At 28.0% G+C, this 22,123-nt stretch carries 18 protein-coding genes, 1 riboswitch and 1 other annotated feature; of the genes, 7 read left to right on the top strand and 11 right to left on the bottom strand.

The features are described from left to right. Positions 1-7: 7 nt before the first annotated feature. Positions 8-343, bottom strand: a complete 336-nt coding sequence (locus HMPREF2782_RS00770; RefSeq protein WP_004838993.1) for an ArsR/SmtB family transcription factor — start codon at positions 341-343, stop codon at positions 8-10. Between the two features lie 148 nt (positions 344-491). Here HMPREF2782_RS00770 and HMPREF2782_RS00765 point away from each other — a divergent pair, with 148 nt between their 5' ends. Genes HMPREF2782_RS00765 through HMPREF2782_RS00755 form a run of 3 tightly spaced genes read left to right on the top strand, consistent with a single transcriptional unit; the run spans position 492 to position 3,279 of the window. After that, positions 492-710: a hypothetical protein gene (locus HMPREF2782_RS00765; RefSeq protein ID WP_070604963.1), complete on the top strand. Its 219-nt coding sequence runs from the start codon at positions 492-494 to the stop codon at positions 708-710. A gap of 9 nt (positions 711-719) precedes the next feature. After that, complete coding sequence (locus HMPREF2782_RS00760; RefSeq protein WP_070604960.1) at positions 720-2,603, top strand: heavy metal translocating P-type ATPase; 1,884 nt, start codon at positions 720-722, stop codon at positions 2,601-2,603. A 4-nt stretch (positions 2,604-2,607) separates the two neighbouring features. Further along, entirely contained in the window at positions 2,608-3,279 is a 672-nt protein-coding gene (locus tag HMPREF2782_RS00755) for a YjjG family noncanonical pyrimidine nucleotidase (RefSeq protein WP_070604958.1), read from the top strand. Between the two features lie 34 nt (positions 3,280-3,313). Here HMPREF2782_RS00755 and thiC read toward each other — a convergent pair whose 3' ends face one another. The 8 genes from thiC to HMPREF2782_RS00715 form a co-directional block, all read right to left on the bottom strand. After that, the gene (gene thiC, locus HMPREF2782_RS00750) at positions 3,314-4,609 is read right to left on the bottom strand and encodes a phosphomethylpyrimidine synthase ThiC (protein ID WP_070640140.1); all 1,296 of its coding nucleotides are present in this window, start codon (positions 4,607-4,609) and stop codon (positions 3,314-3,316) included. Positions 4,610-4,839: 230 nt separating this feature from the next. Then, the gene (locus tag HMPREF2782_RS00745) at positions 4,840-5,172 is read right to left on the bottom strand and encodes an integrase (protein WP_070640137.1); all 333 of its coding nucleotides are present in this window, start codon (positions 5,170-5,172) and stop codon (positions 4,840-4,842) included. Continuing rightward, complete coding sequence (locus HMPREF2782_RS00740; RefSeq protein ID WP_070640134.1) at positions 5,165-6,121, bottom strand: L-lactate dehydrogenase; 957 nt, start codon at positions 6,119-6,121, stop codon at positions 5,165-5,167. Before HMPREF2782_RS00740 ends, HMPREF2782_RS00745 begins: the two co-directional genes overlap by 8 nt. Before the next feature lie 158 nt (positions 6,122-6,279). After that, positions 6,280-7,692, bottom strand: coding sequence for an alanine/glycine:cation symporter family protein (locus HMPREF2782_RS00735; protein WP_070640132.1), 1,413 nt, complete (start codon positions 7,690-7,692; stop codon positions 6,280-6,282). 253 nt (positions 7,693-7,945) lie between these two features. After that, positions 7,946-9,538 carry a Na+/H+ antiporter NhaC family protein gene (locus HMPREF2782_RS00730; RefSeq protein ID WP_019117520.1) on the bottom strand — a complete coding sequence of 531 codons (1,593 nt, stop codon included), beginning with the start codon at positions 9,536-9,538 and terminating at the stop codon, positions 7,946-7,948. Positions 9,539-9,623: 85 nt separating this feature from the next. Further along, a riboswitch (Lysine riboswitch) is annotated at positions 9,624-9,793 on the bottom strand. Between the two features lie 99 nt (positions 9,794-9,892). Next, complete coding sequence (locus HMPREF2782_RS00725) at positions 9,893-11,305, bottom strand: alanine/glycine:cation symporter family protein (protein WP_070640129.1); 1,413 nt, start codon at positions 11,303-11,305, stop codon at positions 9,893-9,895. 147 nt (positions 11,306-11,452) lie between these two features. After that, positions 11,453-12,796, bottom strand: coding sequence for a branched-chain amino acid transport system II carrier protein (gene brnQ, locus HMPREF2782_RS00720; protein ID WP_070640126.1), 1,344 nt, complete (start codon positions 12,794-12,796; stop codon positions 11,453-11,455). 64 nt (positions 12,797-12,860) lie between these two features. Further along, positions 12,861-13,090: a binding site (T-box leader), on the bottom strand. Positions 13,091-13,193: 103 nt separating this feature from the next. Further along, the gene (locus HMPREF2782_RS00715; protein WP_070640124.1) at positions 13,194-13,655 is read right to left on the bottom strand and encodes a GNAT family N-acetyltransferase; all 462 of its coding nucleotides are present in this window, start codon (positions 13,653-13,655) and stop codon (positions 13,194-13,196) included. A gap of 82 nt (positions 13,656-13,737) precedes the next feature. Here HMPREF2782_RS00715 and HMPREF2782_RS00710 point away from each other — a divergent pair, with 82 nt between their 5' ends. Beyond that, complete coding sequence (locus HMPREF2782_RS00710; RefSeq protein WP_070640121.1) at positions 13,738-15,285, top strand: NAD(P)/FAD-dependent oxidoreductase; 1,548 nt, start codon at positions 13,738-13,740, stop codon at positions 15,283-15,285. 35 nt (positions 15,286-15,320) lie between these two features. On the opposite strand, the gene HMPREF2782_RS09450 is transcribed toward HMPREF2782_RS00710, so the two are convergent. Next, positions 15,321-15,533, bottom strand: a complete 213-nt coding sequence (locus tag HMPREF2782_RS09450; protein ID WP_186821640.1) for a hypothetical protein — start codon at positions 15,531-15,533, stop codon at positions 15,321-15,323. Here HMPREF2782_RS09450 and HMPREF2782_RS00705 point away from each other — a divergent pair. The 3 genes from HMPREF2782_RS00705 (at position 15,466) to HMPREF2782_RS00695 (ending at position 20,248) form a co-directional block, all read left to right on the top strand. Beyond that, the gene (locus HMPREF2782_RS00705) at positions 15,466-17,208 is read left to right on the top strand and encodes an ATP-binding cassette domain-containing protein (RefSeq protein ID WP_070640117.1); all 1,743 of its coding nucleotides are present in this window, start codon (positions 15,466-15,468) and stop codon (positions 17,206-17,208) included. The genes HMPREF2782_RS09450 and HMPREF2782_RS00705 overlap by 68 nt on opposite strands. After that, positions 17,205-18,965: an ABC transporter ATP-binding protein gene (locus HMPREF2782_RS00700; protein ID WP_070640114.1), complete on the top strand. Its 1,761-nt coding sequence runs from the start codon at positions 17,205-17,207 to the stop codon at positions 18,963-18,965. Before HMPREF2782_RS00705 ends, HMPREF2782_RS00700 begins: the two co-directional genes overlap by 4 nt. A gap of 92 nt (positions 18,966-19,057) precedes the next feature. After that, positions 19,058-20,248 (top strand): dicarboxylate/amino acid:cation symporter, encoded by a 1,191-nt coding sequence (locus HMPREF2782_RS00695; RefSeq protein ID WP_070640111.1) that lies wholly within the window; start codon positions 19,058-19,060, stop codon positions 20,246-20,248. Between the two features lie 68 nt (positions 20,249-20,316). On the opposite strand, the gene nhaC is transcribed toward HMPREF2782_RS00695, so the two are convergent. Then, on the bottom strand, positions 20,317-21,870 hold the full coding sequence (gene nhaC / locus HMPREF2782_RS00690; protein ID WP_070640107.1) for a Na+/H+ antiporter NhaC: 1,554 nt from the start codon (positions 21,868-21,870) through the stop codon (positions 20,317-20,319). Positions 21,871-22,123: the final 253 nt, after the last annotated feature.

The raw sequence follows: 22,123 nt of genomic DNA, 5'->3' as shown, positions 1-22,123 counted from the left end.
TTTATTCCTATAAATTTTTAGTATCTAAAATTACATTAAACATAAATTCGCTTAGTTTATTGTCGTTTGCCTTATAAAACATTTCTTTGCCTTCTCTTTTTGATGAAATAAGTCCTGCTGTTTTTAAAATTTTTAGGTGATGGCTTATAGCAGGAGATGACATTCCCATAATTGCAGCTATATTTATTACGCATTCTTTTCTATGGCATAAAAGCCAAAAAATTTGTAATCTTTTTGGATCTCCCAAATGTCTGAAAGCTTTAGAAATATCTGATGCCTTTTCTTCTTCTAATAAAAAATCAATTTTGTCATCGTTTTTATAATGTTTATGTGGTAATTTCATTTATTTCTCTCCTTATTTATACTTTACCACAAAAATATAATTTAATTTAAATTTTTTTGTTGACTTTACATAAATAATCTTGTATTATGAACTTAGATACAATTAAATATTTGTTTAATTGTAAATTTTTAATTAAAGGAGAATTTTTATGAAAAAATCTTACAAAATTGAAGTGGATTGCCCTTCATGTGCAAATAAAATGGAAATCGAAGCTAAAAATACAGATGGAGTCAAAGACTGTACCATTAACTTTATGATGTTAAAAATGAAAGTTACATTTGAAGATGGTGTGGACGAAAAAGAAGTAATGGAAAATGTTTTGAAAAATTGCAGAAAAATTGAAAAAGATTGTGAGATTTATTTTTAAGGACAAATTATGAATAAAAATCAAAAGAAAAATTTATCTAGGATAATTTTATCAGCCTTAATCTTAATTATCCTACATTTTCTAAATTTTAATAATGTTTTTACAAGTATAATGTATTTAATTTCCTATCTTTTGGTTGGATATGACGTTTTACTTGAGGCTTTCAACGGAATTAAAAATAAACAGGCTTTTGATGAATCTCTTTTGATGTCTATTGCAACAATTGGAGCAATAATTCTTGCTTTTTATACAAAAAGTGGAGATTTTGTAGAAGCTGTTGCTGTTATGCTTTTTTACCAAATTGGAGAATTTTTCCAATCATATGCTGTTGGAAAAAGCAGAAAATCTATTGCAGATCTTATGGATATAGTTCCAGATTTTGCAAATATTGAAGATGAAAATGGAAATATAGAAGAAGTAGATCCAGACGATGTTGAAATTGGTTCAACAATAGTAATAAAGCCTGGAGAAAAAGTTCCTTTGGATGGTATTGTAATTGATGGACAATCTTCACTTGATACCAAAGCCTTGACAGGTGAGTCAGTTCCAAAGGATGTAAGAGAAGGATCTGAAATATATTCAGGATCAATTAATTTAAATGGTTTATTAAAAATTAAAACTACAAAAGAGTTTGGAGAATCCACCGTCACAAAAGTTTTAGAATTAATTGAAGATGCATCAGAAAGAAAATCAAAATCTGAAAATTTCATTACAAAATTTGCAAGAATTTATACACCAGTAGTTGTTTATCTTGCTTTAGCCTTAGCGTTTTTACCAGGAATATTTTCATTTTTGATGGGAAATAGTCCAAATTTTTCATCTTGGATTTATAGGGCTTTGATATTTTTAATTATATCTTGCCCATGCGCCTTGGTTATTTCAATTCCTCTTTCATTTTTTGCAGGAATTGGATCTGCAAGCAAAAAGGGAATTCTTGTAAAAGGATCAAATTATATGGAAGTTTTATCAAATGTTGACCAAATCATTTTTGATAAAACCGGAACCTTAACAAAGGGAACTTTTGAAGTAACAGCTGTTCATCCAGAAAAATTATCTAAAGAAGAACTTCTTCATATAGCAAGTCACGTTGAAAGATATTCAACCCACCCTATTGCAGATTCTTTGAGAAAAGCCTATCCAAACGAAAAAGATGATTGTGAAATTCGTGATATAAAAGAAATTTCAGGCTATGGAATAAGTGCAAAAGTAAATGGTGATGAGGTTTACCTTGGAAATTCAAAATTAATGGATAAATTAAATATAGAATGGAAAGCTTGTGAAAAAATTGGAACCATTATCCATCTTGCAATAAATAATGAATACCAAGGTCACATTGTAATATCAGATACAATAAAAGAAAATTCTAAAAAAGCTATATCTGATTTGAAAAAAAATAATATAAGCAAGACAATAATGCTTACTGGAGATTCTAAAGAAGTTGGAGAAAATGTTGCAAAAAATTTATCTTTGGATGAATTTTACAGTGAACTTCTCCCTCAAGACAAGGTAAAAATCCTTGAAGAAATTTTAGATAAAAAAGATGATGTAAATAAAAAAATCGCCTTTGTTGGAGATGGAATTAATGATGCCCCATCACTTACCAGAGCAGATGTAGGAATTGCTATGGGAGCTATGGGCTCAGATGCAGCAATAGAGGCTGCTGATGTTGTTTTAATGGATGATGATCCAGGAAAAATTCCAACGGCCATAAAAGTTTCAAAAAAATGTCTAAGAATTGTAAAAGAAAATATATATTTTTCAATCGGTGTAAAAATTATAGTTTTAATTCTTGGAGCCTTGGGACTTACTTCAATGTGGGCTGCAATTTTTGCAGATGTTGGTGTTACAATTATAGCTGTATTAAATGCTATGAGATGTATGTATTTAAAATAGTAAAATGATTAAAGCAGTTTTAATTGATATAGATGATACGATTTTTGATTTTGAAAAATGTTCCAAAAATTCTTTTTTAAAAACTTTAGAAAAATTCAATTTAAAATTTAAAGAAGAAGATTTTTCTTATTTTAATAAGGTTAATGATATTTTATGGACCAAGCAAAAATTAGGAGAGATTAATATAAAAGAAGTTTTTATAAAAAGAGATTATCAGATGGGTAAATATTTTAATCTAGATATAGAAAAAGGCCTTTTCAATGATTTATTTGTAAAATTTTTATATGATGAAATTGAAATGGTCGATGGAATTGAGGATTTATTGTTATATTTATCGGATAAATACAAAATTTTTACTGCAAGCAATGGGATATTTAAAATGCAGGAAAATAGGTTAAAAAAATCAAATCTTGATAAGTATTTTGATAAAATTTTTGTATCAGATAAAATCGGTTTTGAAAAACCAGATAAGAAATTTTTCCAAAAAATAATGGATCTTACAAAATTTTCAAATGATGATTTAATCATGATTGGAGATAGCATAAAATCAGACATAATTGGTGCAAAAAATTCAAAAATCAAATCTATTTATTTAAATAAGGAAGACAAAAAAATTTCAGATAAAAATTTCACTTATCAAGTAAAAAATTTATCTGAAATTAAAAAAATATTGTAAAAAAGTGCGAAAATATTTTCGCACTTTTTAAATTTTATAATTTTATATCTTTTCCTTCAAGAATTAAATTCATGTTTCTAGCTGAGCACATTGCCCCACACATTGTGCAAGTATTTTCTTCTTCTGGACTTGATGAAGCTCTATATCTTCTACATTTTTCAGGATCTATTGCAAGTTCAAACATTCCTTCCCAATCAAGTTTTTGTCTTCTCTTGCTCATTTCAAGATCCCATTTGCTTGCGTCTTTTAATTTTGCAATATCTCCAGCATGAGCTGCAATTTTTGCCGCAATAATTCCTTCTTTTACATCATCAACATCTGGAAGTTTTAAATGTTCTGCTGGTGTTACATAGCAAAGGAAATCTGCCCCGTGACTTGCTGCAATTGCTCCTCCAATTGCACTTGTAATATGGTCATATCCTGGAGCAACATCACAAACCAAAGGTCCCAAAACATAAAATGGTGCGTTGTGGCACAATTTTTTTTCAAGTTTCATATTCATTTCAATATCATTTATTGGAACATGACCTGGTCCTTCAATTATTACTTGAACATCTTTCTCCCACGCTCTTTTTGTAAGCTCTCCAAGAGTAATTAATTCTGCAATTTGAGCAGGATCTGTTGCATCATGAATTCCACCTGGTCTTAAAGAATCCCCAAGTGATAAGGTAACATCATATTCTCTTAAAATATCCAAAAGTTCATCATAATATTCATAGAATGGATTTTCTTTATCATTCATTTTCATCCAACCAAATAAAAGTGAACCACCACGGGATACAATTTCATTTACCCTTCTATTTCTCATAAAAATTTCTGCATTCGCCCTATTAATTCCACAGTGAATTGTAACAAAATCAACTCCATTTTCTGCATGGTTTCTTACAACATCCAAAAATTCATGAGCCTTTATAAAACTTAAACCCTTATCCAAAAACCCAACAGCATCATACATAGGAACAGTCCCAATCATTGCTGTAGATTTTTCAATTAATCTTTTTCTAAATTCTTGAGTTTTACCATAATTTGATAAATCCATAATAGATTCAGCTCCCATTTTTAGTGCCATATCAACTTTTTGCATCTCAAGATCAAGGTCATTTAAATCTTTTGAAATTCCTAAATTTACATTAATTTTTGTTTTTAATCCTGTGCCAATTCCTTCTGGAGAAATTGAATTGTGATTTTTATTTCTAGGAATTACAATTTCGCCCTTTGCAATTTTTTCTAAAAGAAATTCTTCGCTAACATTTTCTTTTTTGGCAACAATTTTCATCTCTTCTGTTACAAAACCATGTTTTGCAGCTTCCATCTGTGTCTTATATTTCATAAATTAAAAAAACCTCCTAAAATTACTTATAGGAGAATAAATATGCTTCATCCCTTGCAGGCATTATCCTGTCCGGTTTGATGGTCGAAGTCGAACTTCCTCTCAGCACATAGCTCCCATAGATCATTAATTTACAACTATCATTATATTAGAAAAAAGAAATTAAGTAAAATAAAGCTTAAATTTTTGCAAAAAAAAAATAGAGCCATAATAATATGACTCTATACTAATTATTTATTTAAATAATTTTCTAAATTTTTAATAGCTTTTTTTATATTTTCAGCTTTAAATCCCTTATTTTCATTTCCAATAAGAATTTTTATATCATTTTCATCCATTTTACAAATATATGATAATTGTTCATAACTTAAATTAGAATTTTTTACTAGCTTTTTAAACTTATCTATACTTTTATAAAAAGATTTTTCATAAAAAGCCTTAGACATATTAGATAAAAATAAGCCAAGAATTCCAGCGTAAATATTTATCATTTTATATAGAGCAAAGCAAATTATTATATCACAAATTCCAAAAAGAAAATATTTATAATATAATTTATTCATCAAAAACCTCTTGGGCAAGTTTATAATTTTCTTCAAGATCCTTGCATGATTTATCAAACATTTCTTGTTCCTTTTTAGAAATGTCCATCTCAAGAATTTTTTCACAACCATTTGCCCCAATTACTGCTGGAACTCCTGTGTATAAACCCTTGTTATTATATTCTCCATCAAGATATGCTGATGTCATTATAATTTTCTTTTCATCCAATAAAATTGCTCTTGTAAAATCAAGCAAGCAATTTGCAATTCCAAAATGAGTTGCACCTTTTCCTTTTATAATTTGAAAAGCCTTGTCCCTAATTTTTTCAGAAACTTCTTCTTTAAATTTATCTTCATCTTCAATATTATCTAAAAATTTATCAATAGAAATTCCCTTAATTCTTGCATTTGACCACAAAGCAACTGATGAATTGCCATGCTCTCCTATTACATAAGCTTCAACATCTTTCGGATTACAAGAAACTTCTTTTGCCAAAAATTGGATAAATCTTGCCGTATCAAGATTTGTTCCGCTTCCTACAATTTTATTATAAGGAAGACCTGAAACTTTTTGAACAACTTTTGAAATAACATCAACTGGATTTGTTGCAAGCAAAATTATTCCATCATAACCATTTTCAATGACTTTTGGAATTGTATCAACAACCATCCTAGTTGCAATTTTTATATCATTTAGTCTATTTGTAAGATTTTTTTGGCTATTTCCATAACACAAAACAACCAAATCAGCATCTTTACAATCTTCGTAAGAACCTTCCTTAACCAAAGTTGGAGATTGTGTTTTACAACTTGCATCCATCAAATCATTAACATCTGCAATCGCCTTGTCCTTATCTATATCAATAATTGAAAGAGTACTTGCAAGTCCAGAATTAACCAAAGCAAATGCATAAGAAGATCCTACAAATCCACTACCAATCAAAACAACTTTTCTTCCTAACTTATTCATAAATACCTCCATGTACTTAACTTTACTTTTTGATTATACGATTTTATTTTTTAAATGAAATATTTTTTTAAATTTCTAGCTTATTTTACTTAACATATTTGTTAATATTTTGGAAAATAAAAAATCCTAGCACACACAAGCTAAGATTTTTTAGAATTTTAAATTTTAAAATTTTTATATTCGCCCTCATCAGAATAAAGACTATTATTTTCCTTATCCCAAACAGGCTTTTTGCCTTCTTGTTTTTGTTTTTCATAATTATCTAAAACAGTTTTTACGGATTTAAACAAAAACATTAATGTTATTACATTTATAAATACCAAAATTCCTACAAAAACATCAATCAACCCCCAAACTCTATCAAGAGACATTTTTGTAGAAACTATAAACATAACAGCTGCAAAAATTCTATAAATCCAAAGTGGAATTTTAAAATTTTCTTTGAATATATGAATTACATTAGCTTCTCCATAAAATAAATCTGCAATTAATGTTGTAAATCCAAAAAATGCCATAGCAAAAGCAACAACCCATCTTCCAACTACCCCAATTTGTGCAGAAAAAGCATCTTGAACAAGATTTATTCCGTCAGATCCATTTCCCAAAACACCAGTTAATAAAATCGCGAAAGCTGTAAGCGAACAAATTATACAAGTTGTTACAAAGGTTCCAAACATTCCCAAAAATCCTTGTTCTGCTGGATGGTCAACGTCAGCAGATGAATGCATAATTCCTGCAATTCCATTACCTGCATCGTTTGAAAATAATCCTCTTGCAACTCCATTTCTAAAAGCTTGCATTACACTATGACCAACAATTCCTCCAACAGCTGCTTGTGGACTAAAAGCTGATTTAAAAATTAATGCAATAACAGAAGGAAGTTTACTAATATTTGTAATTATAATTATAAAAACAACTAATACATAAAAAGCTGCCATAATTGGCACCAAAAATCCTGTAACTTTTGTAAGTCTTTTTACTCCACCAATAGTAATTATTCCTGCAAGAATTGTCACAATGACTCCTACTATAATTGGATTAAAATCAATAACATCCTTAAATCCATTTGCTATTGAATTTGTTTGCATAAATGCTATACAAAGTCCAACTCCGATTATATATAAAAATGCCGTTATAATTGATAAAATTCTTTTGCCCAAACCATTTCTAATATAATATGCTGGACCACCCCTATAAGTTCCATCAGATAATTTAACCCTATAAACTTGACCTAAAACTGTTTCGGCAAATGTGATTACCATACCTAAAATTGAAGTAACCCACATCCAAAAAATTGCACCAGGACCACCAGCTACAAGAGCAGAAGCAACTCCTACCAAAGAACCTGTTCCTACTTGTCCACCAACAGCAGCAGCCAAAGCTCCAAAGCCTGAAACATTATCATCACTTTTTAAATTTTTCTTCAAAACATCTTTTATATCTTTAGCATATCTTATCTGAGGAAAACCTAATCTTATTGTATAATAAAGACCTACTCCCAATAAAACATAACCAATAATATTGCTCCACAAAAAATCTGCAATACCAATTATGTTATCTAATAAAAACATAAATCCTCTCTTTCCTAAATATCAATTTTATCCATATTTTTTATGTTAGTTTCTAATTATACTTGACTTAATATTTAATGTAAAATAATTTATTTTTTAATTAATTTTTTCAAAAAATAAATTACAATAAAAAAATTTCTTACAAAATAAAAAAATCGCCCCTAATTAGAAATAAATCTTAATTTTTTAAAATTTTTAAGATAAAATTCTAATTAAGGACGATTGTATTTATACTTTTACAAAAATTCCAAATTTATTTTTTACTTTTATTTAAATATAGCATGAAAATAAAAATTACAATTGCTCCAAATGCTATTGAAATTAAAGCTGATTGTGTAAATCCTGCTATTATAAATGAAATTGTAGCTATTGATGCGACAGTTATTCCATAAGGCAGTTGAGTTCTTACATGATCAACGTGAACGCATCCTGCTCCTGCAGATGACATAATTGTCGTATCAGAAATTGGAGAAATATGATCTCCACAAACTGCTCCTGAAAGACAAGCTGAAATTCCTATAAAAAATATTGGATCAGTAGGATCAAACATTGATGCTACTATAGGAATTAAAATTCCAAAAGTTCCCCAACTTGTTCCAGTTGCAAATGCTAATAAAATAGCAACGACAAATATAACAGCTGGCAAAAATGTGCTAAGTCCACTTGCTGCATTTGTCATAAGATTTCCGACAAATTTTGTTGAGCCTAACAAATCATTTGAAATATTTTTTAAGCTTGTAGCCATTGTCAAAATCAAAATCGCAGGAACCATTGATTGAAATCCTTCTGGAATTGCATCCATAGATTTTTCAAAACTAATAACTTTTCTTATCAAAAAATAAATTATCGTAATAATTAAAGCTATAATTGCTCCCATTGGAAGAGCAACTGTTGAATCTGTATTTGCAAAAGCATTTACAAAATCCATATAAAATTCACTAGATTTATCAAAAAATCCACCAATATGAACTAAAGACAAAACAGAAATTATAATAAGACTTAAAATTGGAAAAACTAAATCAATAACTTTTCCTTCAGGATTACCATCTTCTGCACTAACTTCTGATTCTACTATATTTCCCAAGTCTCCATCATTAATTGCCCTATCTTCAAAATCTTTCATAGGACCATAATCTCTTCCAAAAAGAATAAGAGATATTACAAAAAACAAAGTTAAAATAGAATAAAAATTATAAGGAATCGCCTTTATAAATAATTCTATTCCCGAAAGACCTGTTCCTTGTGCATATCCAGAAACTGCAGCAGCCCATGATGAAATTGGTGCAATCATACAAATTGGAGCTGCTGTTGCATCTATAAGATAAGCAAGTTTTGCTCTAGAAATTCTGTGAGAATCAGTAATTGGTCTCATTACAGAACCTGATGTCAAACAATTAAAATAATCATCAATAAAAAGCATAATGCATAAAAAATATGTTGCAAGTTGTGATCCTTTTCTTGATTTTATCTTTTTGTCAGCCCATTGCCCAAATGCTTTTGATCCTCCAGAATGATTTATTAATACTACCAAAATTCCCAAAACTATCAAGAAAATAAAAATTCCTGAAGTTTGTGAAATAGAATTAGTTAGACCTTTTACAACAATATTATCTAAAAATTTTGCCAAAGATCTTTTTGATGCTAATATTGCTCCTATTACAATCCCCAAAAATAAAGAAGAATATACTTCTTTTGTCATAAGTGCCATTAAAATTGCCACAACTGGGGGTAATAACGCCCAAATACTAGCATAAGTTTCAATACCACTTTCTACAATAAATATCGAAACAATTATCGGTGCTAAAGAAATTACCAAAAGTAATGGTAATTTTCTTTTTTTGTTCATTTTAAAACTCCTCTCGAATTTAAATTGCAAAAAAAGTCATGACGCATGCCATGACTTAAATATTAAACTATATAAAATAATTATAAACCACGACAGCTCTCCATAAAAATATGGCAGTACGACAGATATTCTCCAATCGTCCCGGCAACTTTAAGTCTTGGGCAGACTCAAAATCCCTCGGTGGATTACCCTTTCAAATATTTTCGATTCCCAAAAAAATATTTTACTAATGTTTTCCGCACCTCTATCACGCTTGTTCAATTGCACTATGAATACTACCATTAATGAGTTGTTTTGTCAAATTGCAACAATCTTTAACAAGCTAACGGTTAAAATTTATTTATTTTTTTGTAATTAATTCCAATAATCAAGTTTTTCTTTCATACCAATATCTTTTGCTTTAAATATTGGATTTTTTCCACTTGCTTTTTGAATTTCATAATCTTTTAAACAATCAATAGCTTTTTTAGATAAAATTAGAATTGAAGGTAAATTTATTAAAGCCATTATTCCCATCAACAAATCAGAAATATCCCAAGCAAGTTTAACTTTGCTCATAGCTCCCAATAAAATTACAATTACTGCAAACAATCTAAATATTATCATAAAAATTTTTGATGGTGTTTTTTTATTTATATAAGCAAGGTTACTATCTACATAAAATAAATTTCCAATCAAAGTTGTAAAAGTAAATAAAGCTAAGGAAAAAGAAATAAAATAATTTCCAAAGCTACCCAACAAAGTTGAAAGACTTTCTTGAACATAAGGAGCTCCACTTAAAGCCTCGCTTGGTTCAATTCCAGAAGAAAGACACATAAAAGCTGTAGCTGAGCAAATCAAAAGTGTATCAATAAAAACTGAAAGCATTTGAACAAGACCTTGTTTTGCTGGATGAGAAATATTTGCACTTGCAGCAGCGTTTGGTGCTGAACCAATACCAGCTTCGTTTGAATAAAGCCCTCTTTTTATTCCATACATCATTGAAGAAGATGCAAGTCCTGCAAAAATCGCCCTAAAATTAAAAGCATCCTTAAAAATATTTGAAAAAACAGTTGGAATGTAAGAAATATTTACAACTATCATAATAATAGCCACCAAAATATAAATAATTCCCATAAAAGGAACTAAAGTTGATGTAAATTTAATTATTCTATCCCCGCCACCAAAAATACAAATTCCAGTAATGATTGCAAGAATTAATCCAATAATAAATGGAGTTTTGTTTGGATCATAAAAATCATAAGCAATAAAAGAAGTTTGAAGATTAAAAGATGCAAGCATATTAAAACCAATTGCATAAGTCAAAATCAAACTAATAGCAAAAATAATTCCAAGTGTTCTAGATTTTAAACCTTGTTCAATATAATAAGCAGGTCCACCGTAAGATTTATTATTTTCATCTCTTTTTTTATAAATTTGTGCAAGAGTAGATTCAATAAAAGCACTTGCTCCACCAATTATCGCAACAATCCACATCCAAAAAACTGCACCATAACCTCCTAGGCAAATTGCTGTAGAAATTCCTACAATATTTCCAGAACCAACTCTAGATGCAGTAGAAACCATCAAAGCTTGAAATGAAGAAACAGCACCTTCCTCTTCAGGTTTTTCCATTACAACATTAATTGATTCTTTCAATAATCTAACTTGTAAAAATTTAGTCCTAAATGTAAAATAAAGACCTATCAAAAGCAACAAAATTATTAATATCGGATAATAAAGAATTTCATTTATAGGCCCTATAAAATTACTAATTTTTGTTAACATATTCCCTCCTTTAGTTTAGTACAATAATACAAAAATGTATTAAAGTCACAATAAGATAGTAAAATTATATCACAAATTAATTTTCAAGTAAATTTTCTTTATCCATTTATAAAAATATAAAAATAATCGAGTCTCCCCGATTATTTTCTAATATCTTTCTTTAATTTTTTCATTCTCTTTAAATGTGTACAAAAATTTAAAAACTACTGTTGTTATAACTAAAACAAATAAACTTGGCAATAGCCATGAGAGTCCTTCTTTGTATAAAGGTAAAGATTCAACTAAATTTGTGACAAACCACAATTTTATTCCAAATGAATTATTTAATACTTCTACTAATGGTATTAAAACTGATAAGCTTGCTGTAAATAGATAAGATTCTTTTGAATAATTTAGAAAATCATGGCTTATTCCCATTAGTATTAAGACTAAAGCCACTGGATATATTATTGTTAATAGTGGAACTGAAAATTCTAATAATTTATTTAAACCAAAATTTGCCATCAAAAATGAAAATAAAGTCCAAACTAAAACCCATTTTTTATATGATAATTTGTGGTTAAATAATGATTCAAAATATTCTCCACCACTTGTTATAAGTCCTATACAAGTTGTAAGACAGGCAAGCGTAAATATTGCTGCAAGTAATACTATTCCAAAATTTCCAAAAACATTTTTTACTGCATATGTTAATATTACAGCGCCATTTTCTGCTCCAACAAGTTTTGATGAGCCTATCATTCCTACACTTGCAAGCATAGCATATACTAAAAATAAAACACTTCCTGCTACAAGTCCTGCTTTTATTGTATAATTTGTAACTTCATTTTTATCTTTTACTCCAAATCTTTTTATGGATTGAGCTATTACAAAACCAAAATTTAATGCAGCAACAGCATCCATAGTATTATATCCTTCCAAAAATCCCTTTACTAATGGAGCATTTTTATATTCTCCAACAGGAGCTCCTATATTTTTATCCATTGTTATAACTTTTAAAAACATAAAAACTATCATTATTAAAAGTGCAGGTGTTAAATATTTTCCAACTCTTTTGACAAGTTTATTTGGTTTTAAACATACAAATAAGGCAACACTAAAAAATACTAAAGTATATAAAAATCTTGCAAGATTTATATTAAATCCTTGAGGTATATACGGAGCTATTGCCATTTCAAAAGGAACAGAGCCCGCTCTTGGTATCCCAAGTCCAGGTCCTATTGATAAATATATTGCCGTAGTAAAAACTACAGAAAATAAAGGAGAAACTCTATTGGATAAATTTGTTAATCCTTCAGTTTTTCCTACTACTATAGCTCCCATTACAGGAAATATTACAGCAGTAACGCAAAATGCTAACAAAGAAATAAATGTAAAAGATCCTGCTTGATTTCCTAAAAGTGGAGGGAAAATTAAATTTCCAGCTCCAAAAAATAAACCGAATAGCATTACACTAACTTGTAAAAATTGACTTGTTGATAATTTTTTCATTCTATCCTCCAAAAAATTTATTACAATATTTATTCATTAAAAAAGTCCCTTGTCTAAAAATTAGACAAAGGACGAAAATTCCGCGTTACCACCTTTATTCTTATATAAAAATAAGCTCTTCAAGCATCAAACAATGCCGGGTTTTGATAACGCCAACCATGGCGACATATCTTACTATAATTCAGATATGCAAAAGAAAAATGATTTTCGAACTTATTTCAAAGGATGGATCTCACCAAACTCCAACTCTCTGTGCTTTTCCACAAGCCTACTCTTTTTTTCATAAATTTTTATAAATAAATTATTGTTATAGCTATTATAAGAGCTGTTTTTAATATTGTCAAATATTTTTTTATAAATTATCATTTTTTAGGATAAAAATTATGTAATTGCTCCCTCAAACAATACTTTTCACATAAATTTGGCAAGGATTATCTTCTGACCAAATTTCTTCAATTACTTCAAATTTTCTAAATCCCAAAGCTTGATAAAATTTATTTGTTTTATCATATCCATCGTCTATTCCTTCTTTTAAAGTTTTTACTTGAATAAATTCATAATTATACGTTTTTAAAATTTCAATGGATTTTTCAAATAAATATCTTCCTATATGATTTCTGTGATATTTTTTCAAAACTCCCATTACAAATATTTCAATAGTATAATCCGAAGTTTTTTTATAGACGATAAAGCCAAGATTTTTTGTTTTTTCGCTTGCTTTGAAAAAAATATATTCTTTAGATTTTTCTATATAATTTTTTACAGCATACTCATCTTCAAACCATGAATTTAAATCATTTAATATGTAAGATGAAATATTTTCTTTTTCTAATTTATTTTCAACTAAACTAACTTTCATAAGTTCCTCCTAATTAATTATATATTATTTTAAATTTATTTAACATCAAAAATCTGTTAAAATTAATAGGAAAGGATATCTTATGTATATAATTAGAAATATAAAAATTCCATTTGATTTGGATAATGATGAAAATTTAAAAAAAGCTATTGAAGAAAAAATTAATAGAAAAATTGATTCTTTTAAAATTTATAAAAAGTCAATCGATGCAAGGCGTGGTATTTTTTATGTTTATCAAGTTTTGATTGATTGTGATATTGATAAAAAAACTAGGAAAAAATTAAAAAATGATATTGGGGAATTTGTTGAAGAGGATTTAGTTTTAGAAAATAAAAATAAAATAAATTCTGCTATTATTGTTGGATCTGGTCCCAGTGGACTTTTTTGTGCCTATGCTCTTTGTAAAAATGGTGTTAAAGTAACTCTTATTGAAAGAGGCGAAAAAATTGAAGATAGGGTTAAAACTATCAATAATTTTATTAAAAATTTAAAATTAAATCCCGAATCGAATATTCAATTCGGCGAAGGTGGTGCTGGAACTTTTTCTGATGGTAAACTTACTTCAAGGTCAAAAGATAAAAGGTCTAGGGAAATTTTTAGAATTTTGGTTGAAAATGGTGCTCCCGAAGATATTTTATACACTCAAATGCCCCACGTTGGAACAGATCTTTTAAGAAAAGTTATCATAAATATTAGGAAAAAAATAATTGAAATGGGCGGAAATTTTCATTTTAATGAAATTTTTACAGATTTAAATATTGAAAATGGTAAAATAAAATCTCTTATTACAAATAAAAATGAATACCAAGCCGACGAATATGTGCTTGCCTTGGGCAATTCTTCTCGCGATACTTTTATAATGTTAGATAAATATATTGATATTAGCCAAAAAAATTTTGCCGTTGGTTTTAGGATTGAACACTTGCAAAAAGATATCAATTTTAGCCAATATAAAATCATTGATGATAGGCTTCCTCAAGCTTCCTACGCCCTTAAATATTTTGATAAGAAGAAAAATATTTCTGTATATACTTTTTGTATGTGCCCAGGTGGCTATGTTGTTCCTGCATCAAGCGAAGAAAATCGACTTTGTGTAAATGGAATGAGCTATCATGACAGGGGAAATTATAATTCAAATTCTGCAATTGTTTGTGCGATTGATTCTGAAGTTTTGGGAGATGATAATCTTGCTGGTATAAAATTTCAAAGAGAAATAGAAGAGAGGGCTTACAAACTTGGTGGTGGAAATTTTACAGCTCCTGTTCAAAAAGTTTCTGATTATATTAAAGGAAAAGTTTCAAAAGATTTTGGAGAAATTAAACCAACATACAAACCTTCTTATAAATTTGCTGATTTAAATAAAATTTATCCAGAAAAAATAAACAAGGCAATAAAACTTGCCCTAATTGATTTTTCAAAAAAAATGAAAGCTTTCTCAGATGATGATGCAATTTTAACAGGAGTTGAAACAAGAACTTCTTGTCCTATTAGAATTGAAAGAAATAAAAATTATTCAACTTTAAAATTTAAAAATTTAAGACCAATTGGCGAAGGTGCAGGTTACGCTGGAGGAATAATATCATCAGCTCTTGATGGATTAAAATGTGCAATTGAAATATTAGAAAATTGAGATGGCCTTTGCCATCTTTTTTTGACTTCATTAAATTAAATTGCTAATATTAAATTAGCTTTAAAGAAAGGAGAAGAAAAATGAACAATAATATTAAAAATAAAGAGGAGATTTGTAACTTGTAAGTGAGGAATAGCTCCTTGACTTACTACAACAAGGAGGATGCCGTTTAGGCTTTTTATGAAAGAATTAAAATATATTTTTAAATCAATGGCTAAGTATGAGCCAAGCATGTATTTATTAATCATACTTTACTCCATATTTATAGGCTTAAAACCATTTATATGGATTATTTCGCCTGCCTACATATTGAAAAATTATCAAAATGGACTTGATTTTATGTTAGGCTTTTTTATTTTATTATTAGTCCTATCAACGATTATAAGTTTTTTTGAATCTTATATCATGGGTAATTACCGTATGAAAATGAATAATATTAGGTATAAATATATGAATATGGTAACAAAATATGCCCTCTACCTTCCCTATGAAGAAAAAATGAAAAAATCTGAATCTGAAAAAATAAATAGTGCAAATAAGGCTGTCGACAGTCCCTATCTAGGAGCAGGAGCTGTAATGATGACTTTGCCAGAATTTTTAGCATCCCTAACTTCTATTGCAGGATTTTTGTGGATTTTTTTAAAAATTGGTGGAATTATTTTGGCTTTGATAATAATTTTGACAATAATTTCAACTTATATAGCAAATAAAATTCCTAGAGAATTTTCTAAATTTTGGAACGACCAAAATGAAAACTACAATAAATTTACAAAATTAAATAATGAACTTAGGTCTCCCTTGTCAAAACAAGATATACTTATTTTTGATTTTATAAATGTCTTTAAAAGTTTTTACAAAAAAACCAACCAAGATAGAATAGCATACCTAGTTAGAACAGATAAAAAAACCTTTAAAATTTATAGCCTTGTAAGACTTATAAATTTTATTAGAGATGCTCTTATTATGTATTGGCTTATTACAAATCTTATGAGCGGAAAGCTTGACCTTGGCGATTTTTATGTTTATTTTACAGCAATTTTAGCCTTTGTAAATTTTAACAATTTGTTTATGTGGATTTTTAATGATTTTTTTGATAATCTTACAAGATTTAAACCGTTTTTTAAAATTATAAATCCTTATCAAAAATCTTTTGAAAATAATAATTTACCAAAAATTTTAAAAATTGATCTAGTTAATTTATCATTTAAATATCCAAATTCAGACAAATACGTTCTAAAAAATATAAATCTGACTATAAATAATAATGAATCTATAGCCTTAGTCGGAGAAAATGGAGCAGGTAAATCTACTCTTGCTCTTATTCTTGCAGGTTTTTATAAGTCTTATGATGGGGAAATTTTTATTAATGGTAAAAATTTCAAAAAACTAGATTATGATTATAATAGTTTGGTATCAGCTGTCTTCCAAGATTCTCAAATTCTTCCATTTTCTATTAAAGAAAATATTTTGTTAAATGATTCTAATAAAAATCTAGAAAAAACTTATGGACTTACTCATTTGAATAAAATTATAGAATCTTATGACAAAAAAGACAAACAAACTTTGCTTAGAATTTTAGATGATGATGGAGTTGATCTTTCTGGTGGACAAAAGCAAAAATTGTATTTAGCAAGAAGTATTGAAAAAAATTCTTCAAAACTTTTAATTTTAGACGAACCAACCGCCCAACTTGACGCTCTTGCAGAAAGAGAATTATACACTTTGTACAATGATTTGATTAAAGATAAATCTTCAATTTTTATATCTCATCGTCTTGCATCAACAAAATTTTGCAACAGGATAGTCTATCTAAAAGATGGGGAAATAAAATCTACAGGAAGTCACGAAGATCTTATGAAAAATGATTCTGATTACAAGGATTTATACAATCTTCAAGCAAAAAATTATAAGGAGAAAGTATGAAAAATATTTTAAAATTATTAAAAAGAATAAATGAAATACACAAAAATTTCATCAAAAAATTTGTAGTATTTTCCCTTATTATGGGAATACTTCCTCTTTTTTCTATTATTGCACCAAAATTAATAATTGATGAAATATACGGACAAAAAAGATTAAAAATTATTTTTATAATCGCTTTTTTAGTTTTAATTTTTGATTTAATAAGGGGATTAGTTAACAGGTTAAATGCAAATTTAATTACTGAAGCTTTTGAGTCATTTATTGATATTTATACTTTTAAGTTAAGTGAAAAAGCAATTAAGTTACCAATAGAAAAATCTGATAGTAAAAAAATTCAAGATGAAATGGAAAAATCTCATCATGCAATTTTTGAAATTTATAAGGTAGTTGACACCTTTACAATATCTTTAAACCTTGCTATAACTGGAATCTTTTCTTTAATAATTCTAATGAAATTAACGGTTTTTGTTGTACTTGTAGTACTTATATTAATACTTTTAAATAAAAAAATTGTAGAATTAATAAAGAAAAATGAATTAGATTATCAAAAAAATGATATACCTGTTCTAAGAGCTTACAGATTTTTTATAAATTTTTCTCAAGATCACAGGTATTTTAAAGATATAAAAATTTATAATGGAGAAGATTTTATTTTAAAAAAATCTGAAATTTTTCATCAAAAAATGGTCAAAAATTCCAGCGCATACTATACAAAAAATGGAATTTATGTTGGTCTAATGAATGTATTTTCTAATTTTTCTATACTTGGATCTTTGTTTTTTCTTGTAGTTAAGCTTATAGAAAAAGCCATAAGCCTTGCTGATTTTACTTTATATTTTAACTCATTAATAAGTTTAATAAATGCAAGCAAGGAAATTCAAAAAAATTATGCCCAAGTAATTGCCTTTAATGCTCAGCTTCAAAGCTTATTTGATTTTTTAAATCAAAAAGAAGAAAATTTTGATGAGGGAAAAATCAAAAATATAAACACAGAAAAAATCACTATTAAATTTGATAATGTTAGCTTTAAATATCCAAAATCAAAGGAAAATATTTTGGAAAATTGCTCTTTTGAAATTAAAAATGGAGAAACCGTAGCTCTTGTTGGGAAAAATGGCGCTGGAAAATCTACAATTGTAAAACTTTTGTGCAAATTTTATAAGCCTACAAAAGGAAATGTTTATTTGAATGGGATTAATATAAATGATATTGATACAAAAACATATTACAAAATCCTCTCCCCAACCTTTCAGGATTTTAGATTATTTCCTTTTAGAATCTCTGAAAATATTTCAGCGAATTTATTTGATGAAATTACAAATTATCAAAGAGAAAAAATGGATGAATCATTTTATCTTTTGAATTTGAAATCTTGGATAGACAAACTTGTAGATAGAGAAGATACTTTTTTGACTTTCCTTTTTTCAAAAAATTCTGTCGAACCTTCTGGTGGAATCGGACAAAAACTTGCCCTAGCAAGGTCTATGGTACACGAAGGAAAATTTTTTATAATGGATGAGCCAACAAGCGCTCTTGATCCAAGAAGTGAACAAGAAATTTTTGAAAAAATGCTAGATATTTCAAAAGGACAAACTTCACTTTTTATTTCTCACAGGCTTTCATCAACAAAATATGCTGATAGGATTATCGTTTGTGATAATAAAAAAATTACAGAAAATGGAAATCATAAAAAGCTAATGAAAGATGATGGACTTTATAAAAAAATGTATTTAAGCCAAGCGAAACTTTATGATTAATATAATTTATTACAATAAAAGACTATTATGGTATTGTAATTTTGTTGAATTAATGTAGAATATTATTAAAATAAATGAAAGAGGTATGAAAAATGAAAAAGAAAAGCTTTTTCAATTCATTAGTTTTTAAGCTAGTGATGGGAATTATTGTAGGAATTATTATTGGACAAATTTCAAATGAATCTGCAATTTTGGTAGTTAGTTCGATAAAAACAATTCTTGGAGATTTGATTGGATATATTGTTCCTTTGATTATCCTTGGTTTTGTTACACCTGCTATTGTTTCACTAAAAGAAAATGCAGGAAAAATTCTAACTGTAACTTTATTGATTTGCTACCTTTCATCAATTGGTGCAGGAACATTTAGTTTTTTGGCTGGAAAAGCTATTATTCCTCATTTAAATATTGCATCAAATGTGGCAGGTGCAAAAGAAATTCCAGAATCTATTTTTAAACTATCAATAGATCCAATAATGCCAGTTATGACAGCTCTTGTAACATCAATAATTTTTGGTATAGCAGTTATTCTTACAAAATCTAAAACTTGGGAAAATTTATTATTAGAACTTAATAATATTGTTTTAAAAATCGTAGACGTTGTCGTAATTAATATGCTACCTTTTTATATAGCTTCAACTTTTGCAGTTTTAGCTTATGAAGGAGTAGTTTTACAAGAATTGCCTGTATTTTTGAAAATAATTTTAATAGTAATAGTTGGACATTTTATTTGGATGACACTTTTATATTCTTTGGGAGGACTTTTCTCAAAAACAAATCCAAAAGAAGTTTTTGGTCATTATTTACCAGCTTACCTTACAGCCTTAGGAACAATGTCATCAGCAGCAACCCTTTCAGTTGCCTTAAAATGTGCTAGAAAATCAAAAACATTAGATCCAAAAATAAGAGATTTTGTAATCCCACTTTGTGCCAACACACATCTTTGCGGTTCAGTTTTAACAGAAGTATTTTTTGTTATGACAGTTTCAAAAATTTTAACAGGACAAGTTCCATCAAACGCAAATATGATTGTATTTATTGCATTGCTTGGAATTTTTGCAATAGCCGCTCCAGGAGTTCCTGGAGGAACAGTAGTTGCAAGTTTAGGATTAATTATTTCTGTCTTAGGATTTAATGATACAGGAACAGCTCTTATGCTTTCAATATTTGCCCTTCAAGATTCATTCGGAACAGCTTGTAACGTAACAGGCGATGGCGCAATAGCTCTTATGGTTACAGGAATTTTTGATAGAGTTCCAAAAGGTACTAAAGAAATTGAAGAATAAAAAATAATGCTATACTTTTTGTATAGCATTATTTTTTTTAAAAGAAAAGCTTATTTTAAATGGAGGATTTAAAGTGAAATTTTTGGAGCTTTTCCTTCTTTTCTTAAATTATCTAATTGATTTGTTGCATAAATTTCTACTTCTTTTGGTGCGTGTGCTTTCTTTTTCATTTTTGTTTTTCCAAAAATATTTGTGTATGAACCATCTGCCCAAAATATATTTCTTTTAAAATACGCTGTTAATAGAGCATATATTGGATTTAATAAATTTACAAATGCAAATGGGAAATAATAAAGAGGATTTACTCCCAAAGTTTTCATTTGATAAGCTCCACAAGCTGTCCACGGAAACATAACTGCCCACAAAGTGCCTGCATCTTCTAATGTTCTTGATAAAAAATTTCTTGAAAGACCCATATCATCATATTTATCTTCATAAAGTGGAGCTGGAACTCCAATTCCTAAAAATTGATCACACATGGTTGCATCGCAAAAAATTGAAGTTACCATTGTTGTAAAAACAAGTCCACCAACTGAATTAATTTTTTCTTTTAAGTGAGCAAATAATTTTTCAACAACTCCAGATTTTTCTAAAGCTCCTCCAAAAGATACAGCTAATAAAATTAAATTTATAGTCCACATTTGATTATCCATTCCTCCCTTTGCCAATGCTTGATCAACAAAAGCATTTCCTGTTTCAATATCTGGACCATAGTGTAAAATTGAAAAAATTTTAGCAAGAGATCTTGGTTCTTGAAAAATTAAAGAAAAAATAATTCCAACTACAACAGAAATCATTACACCAGCCAAGCCTTCAATTCTTAATACACAAACTAAAATTATAATTGCAATCGGAAGTAAGACCAATGGATTTAAATTAAAATTATTTGCAAGAGAAGTTTTTATGCCTTCTGCAATTGTTGGATCATAATTAACAACATTTGCCCTAAGTCCCAAAATTGTATATAAAATCAAAGAAATTATAAAAACTGGACCAGTTGTAGAAATCATTGCAGTAACGTGATCAAACAAACCAGTTTTTGAAACACCAGCTGCAAGATTTGTAGTATCTGATAAAGGAGAAAATTTATCTCCAATATAAGCACCAGAAATTACCATACCAGCACTAATCGATGGATTAATTCCCATTCCCTTTCCTATTGTCATAAATGCAATTCCAATTGTTGCTGTCGCAGTCCAAGAAGATCCACAAGCAAGACTTACAATTGCTGTTATGATGCAACCAATTGGTAAAAATAATTTTGGATTTAATAAATCAATCCCATAATAAATAAGAGCTGGAATTGTTCCACTAATCATAAAAGAAGAAACCAAAAGACCAACAGTAAGTAAAATTAAAATTGCATCAAGAGTTGTGCTAATCCTATTAATCATTCCATTAATCATCTCTTTAAAAGAATGACCGCAAATCATCCCAACCAAACAAGCAACAATTATTCCACAAATCAAAGGCATGTGTGCCCCATCATAAATAGATTCAAATTTTCCATCAACTTTTTCTTTTGCAAAAGCAAATACATAAATCATCAAAGACACCATAGTTATAATCGGCAAAATCGCTTCAAAAAAACTAGGTAGCCTAATTGATTTTTCTTTTTTCATATTAATTCCTTTCATAGTAAATTATATTTTATTATAATTCCTTGATAAAATTATATGTTAAATTTTATCGTATAATTATTTTACAATATCAAGAGCTTATTGTCAATTTTGATTTTAATTATTTTATTTTGTTATCTAGATAAAGTAAAATAATTAAATCATAACCCATTAAAATAAATGGCTAAAAATATTTTTATTTTAATAGCTAAGTTAAATTTTTAATATAAATAAGAATTAATTTTTTTCTCTTAAA

Source organism: Anaerococcus sp. HMSC068A02, from assembly GCF_001811125.1.
In the GTDB taxonomy this organism is placed as follows: domain Bacteria; phylum Bacillota; class Clostridia; order Tissierellales; family Peptoniphilaceae; genus Anaerococcus; species Anaerococcus vaginalis_C.
Note: the sequence above shows the minus strand (reverse complement) of the source record. Positions and strands in the feature narration are given on the sequence as shown.

Coding starts and splice junctions, on each gene's coding strand:
- brnQ (WP_070640126.1), bottom strand. CDS start 12,796: ATGAAAAAATTATCAACAAGTCAATTTTTACAAGTTAGTGTAATGCTA.
- HMPREF2782_RS00770 (WP_004838993.1), bottom strand. CDS start 343: ATGAAATTACCACATAAACATTATAAAAACGATGACAAAATTGATTTT.
- HMPREF2782_RS00745 (WP_070640137.1), bottom strand. CDS start 5,172: ATGAATAAATTATATTATAAATATTTTCTTTTTGGAATTTGTGATATA.
- HMPREF2782_RS00765 (WP_070604963.1), top strand. CDS start 492: ATGAAAAAATCTTACAAAATTGAAGTGGATTGCCCTTCATGTGCAAAT.
- thiC (WP_070640140.1), bottom strand. CDS start 4,609: ATGAAATATAAGACACAGATGGAAGCTGCAAAACATGGTTTTGTAACA.
- HMPREF2782_RS00760 (WP_070604960.1), top strand. CDS start 720: ATGAATAAAAATCAAAAGAAAAATTTATCTAGGATAATTTTATCAGCC.
- HMPREF2782_RS00710 (WP_070640121.1), top strand. CDS start 13,738: ATGTATATAATTAGAAATATAAAAATTCCATTTGATTTGGATAATGAT.
- HMPREF2782_RS00735 (WP_070640132.1), bottom strand. CDS start 7,692: ATGTTTTTATTAGATAACATAATTGGTATTGCAGATTTTTTGTGGAGC.
- HMPREF2782_RS00725 (WP_070640129.1), bottom strand. CDS start 11,305: ATGTTAACAAAAATTAGTAATTTTATAGGGCCTATAAATGAAATTCTT.
- HMPREF2782_RS00730 (WP_019117520.1), bottom strand. CDS start 9,538: ATGAACAAAAAAAGAAAATTACCATTACTTTTGGTAATTTCTTTAGCA.
- HMPREF2782_RS00715 (WP_070640124.1), bottom strand. CDS start 13,655: ATGAAAGTTAGTTTAGTTGAAAATAAATTAGAAAAAGAAAATATTTCA.
- HMPREF2782_RS00700 (WP_070640114.1), top strand. CDS start 17,205: ATGAAAAATATTTTAAAATTATTAAAAAGAATAAATGAAATACACAAA.
- HMPREF2782_RS00755 (WP_070604958.1), top strand. CDS start 2,608: ATGATTAAAGCAGTTTTAATTGATATAGATGATACGATTTTTGATTTT.
- HMPREF2782_RS09450 (WP_186821640.1), bottom strand. CDS start 15,533: ATGATTAATAAATACATGCTTGGCTCATACTTAGCCATTGATTTAAAA.
- nhaC (WP_070640107.1), bottom strand. CDS start 21,870: ATGAAAAAAGAAAAATCAATTAGGCTACCTAGTTTTTTTGAAGCGATT.
- HMPREF2782_RS00695 (WP_070640111.1), top strand. CDS start 19,058: ATGAAAAAGAAAAGCTTTTTCAATTCATTAGTTTTTAAGCTAGTGATG.
- HMPREF2782_RS00740 (WP_070640134.1), bottom strand. CDS start 6,121: ATGAATAAGTTAGGAAGAAAAGTTGTTTTGATTGGTAGTGGATTTGTA.
- HMPREF2782_RS00705 (WP_070640117.1), top strand. CDS start 15,466: ATGAAAGAATTAAAATATATTTTTAAATCAATGGCTAAGTATGAGCCA.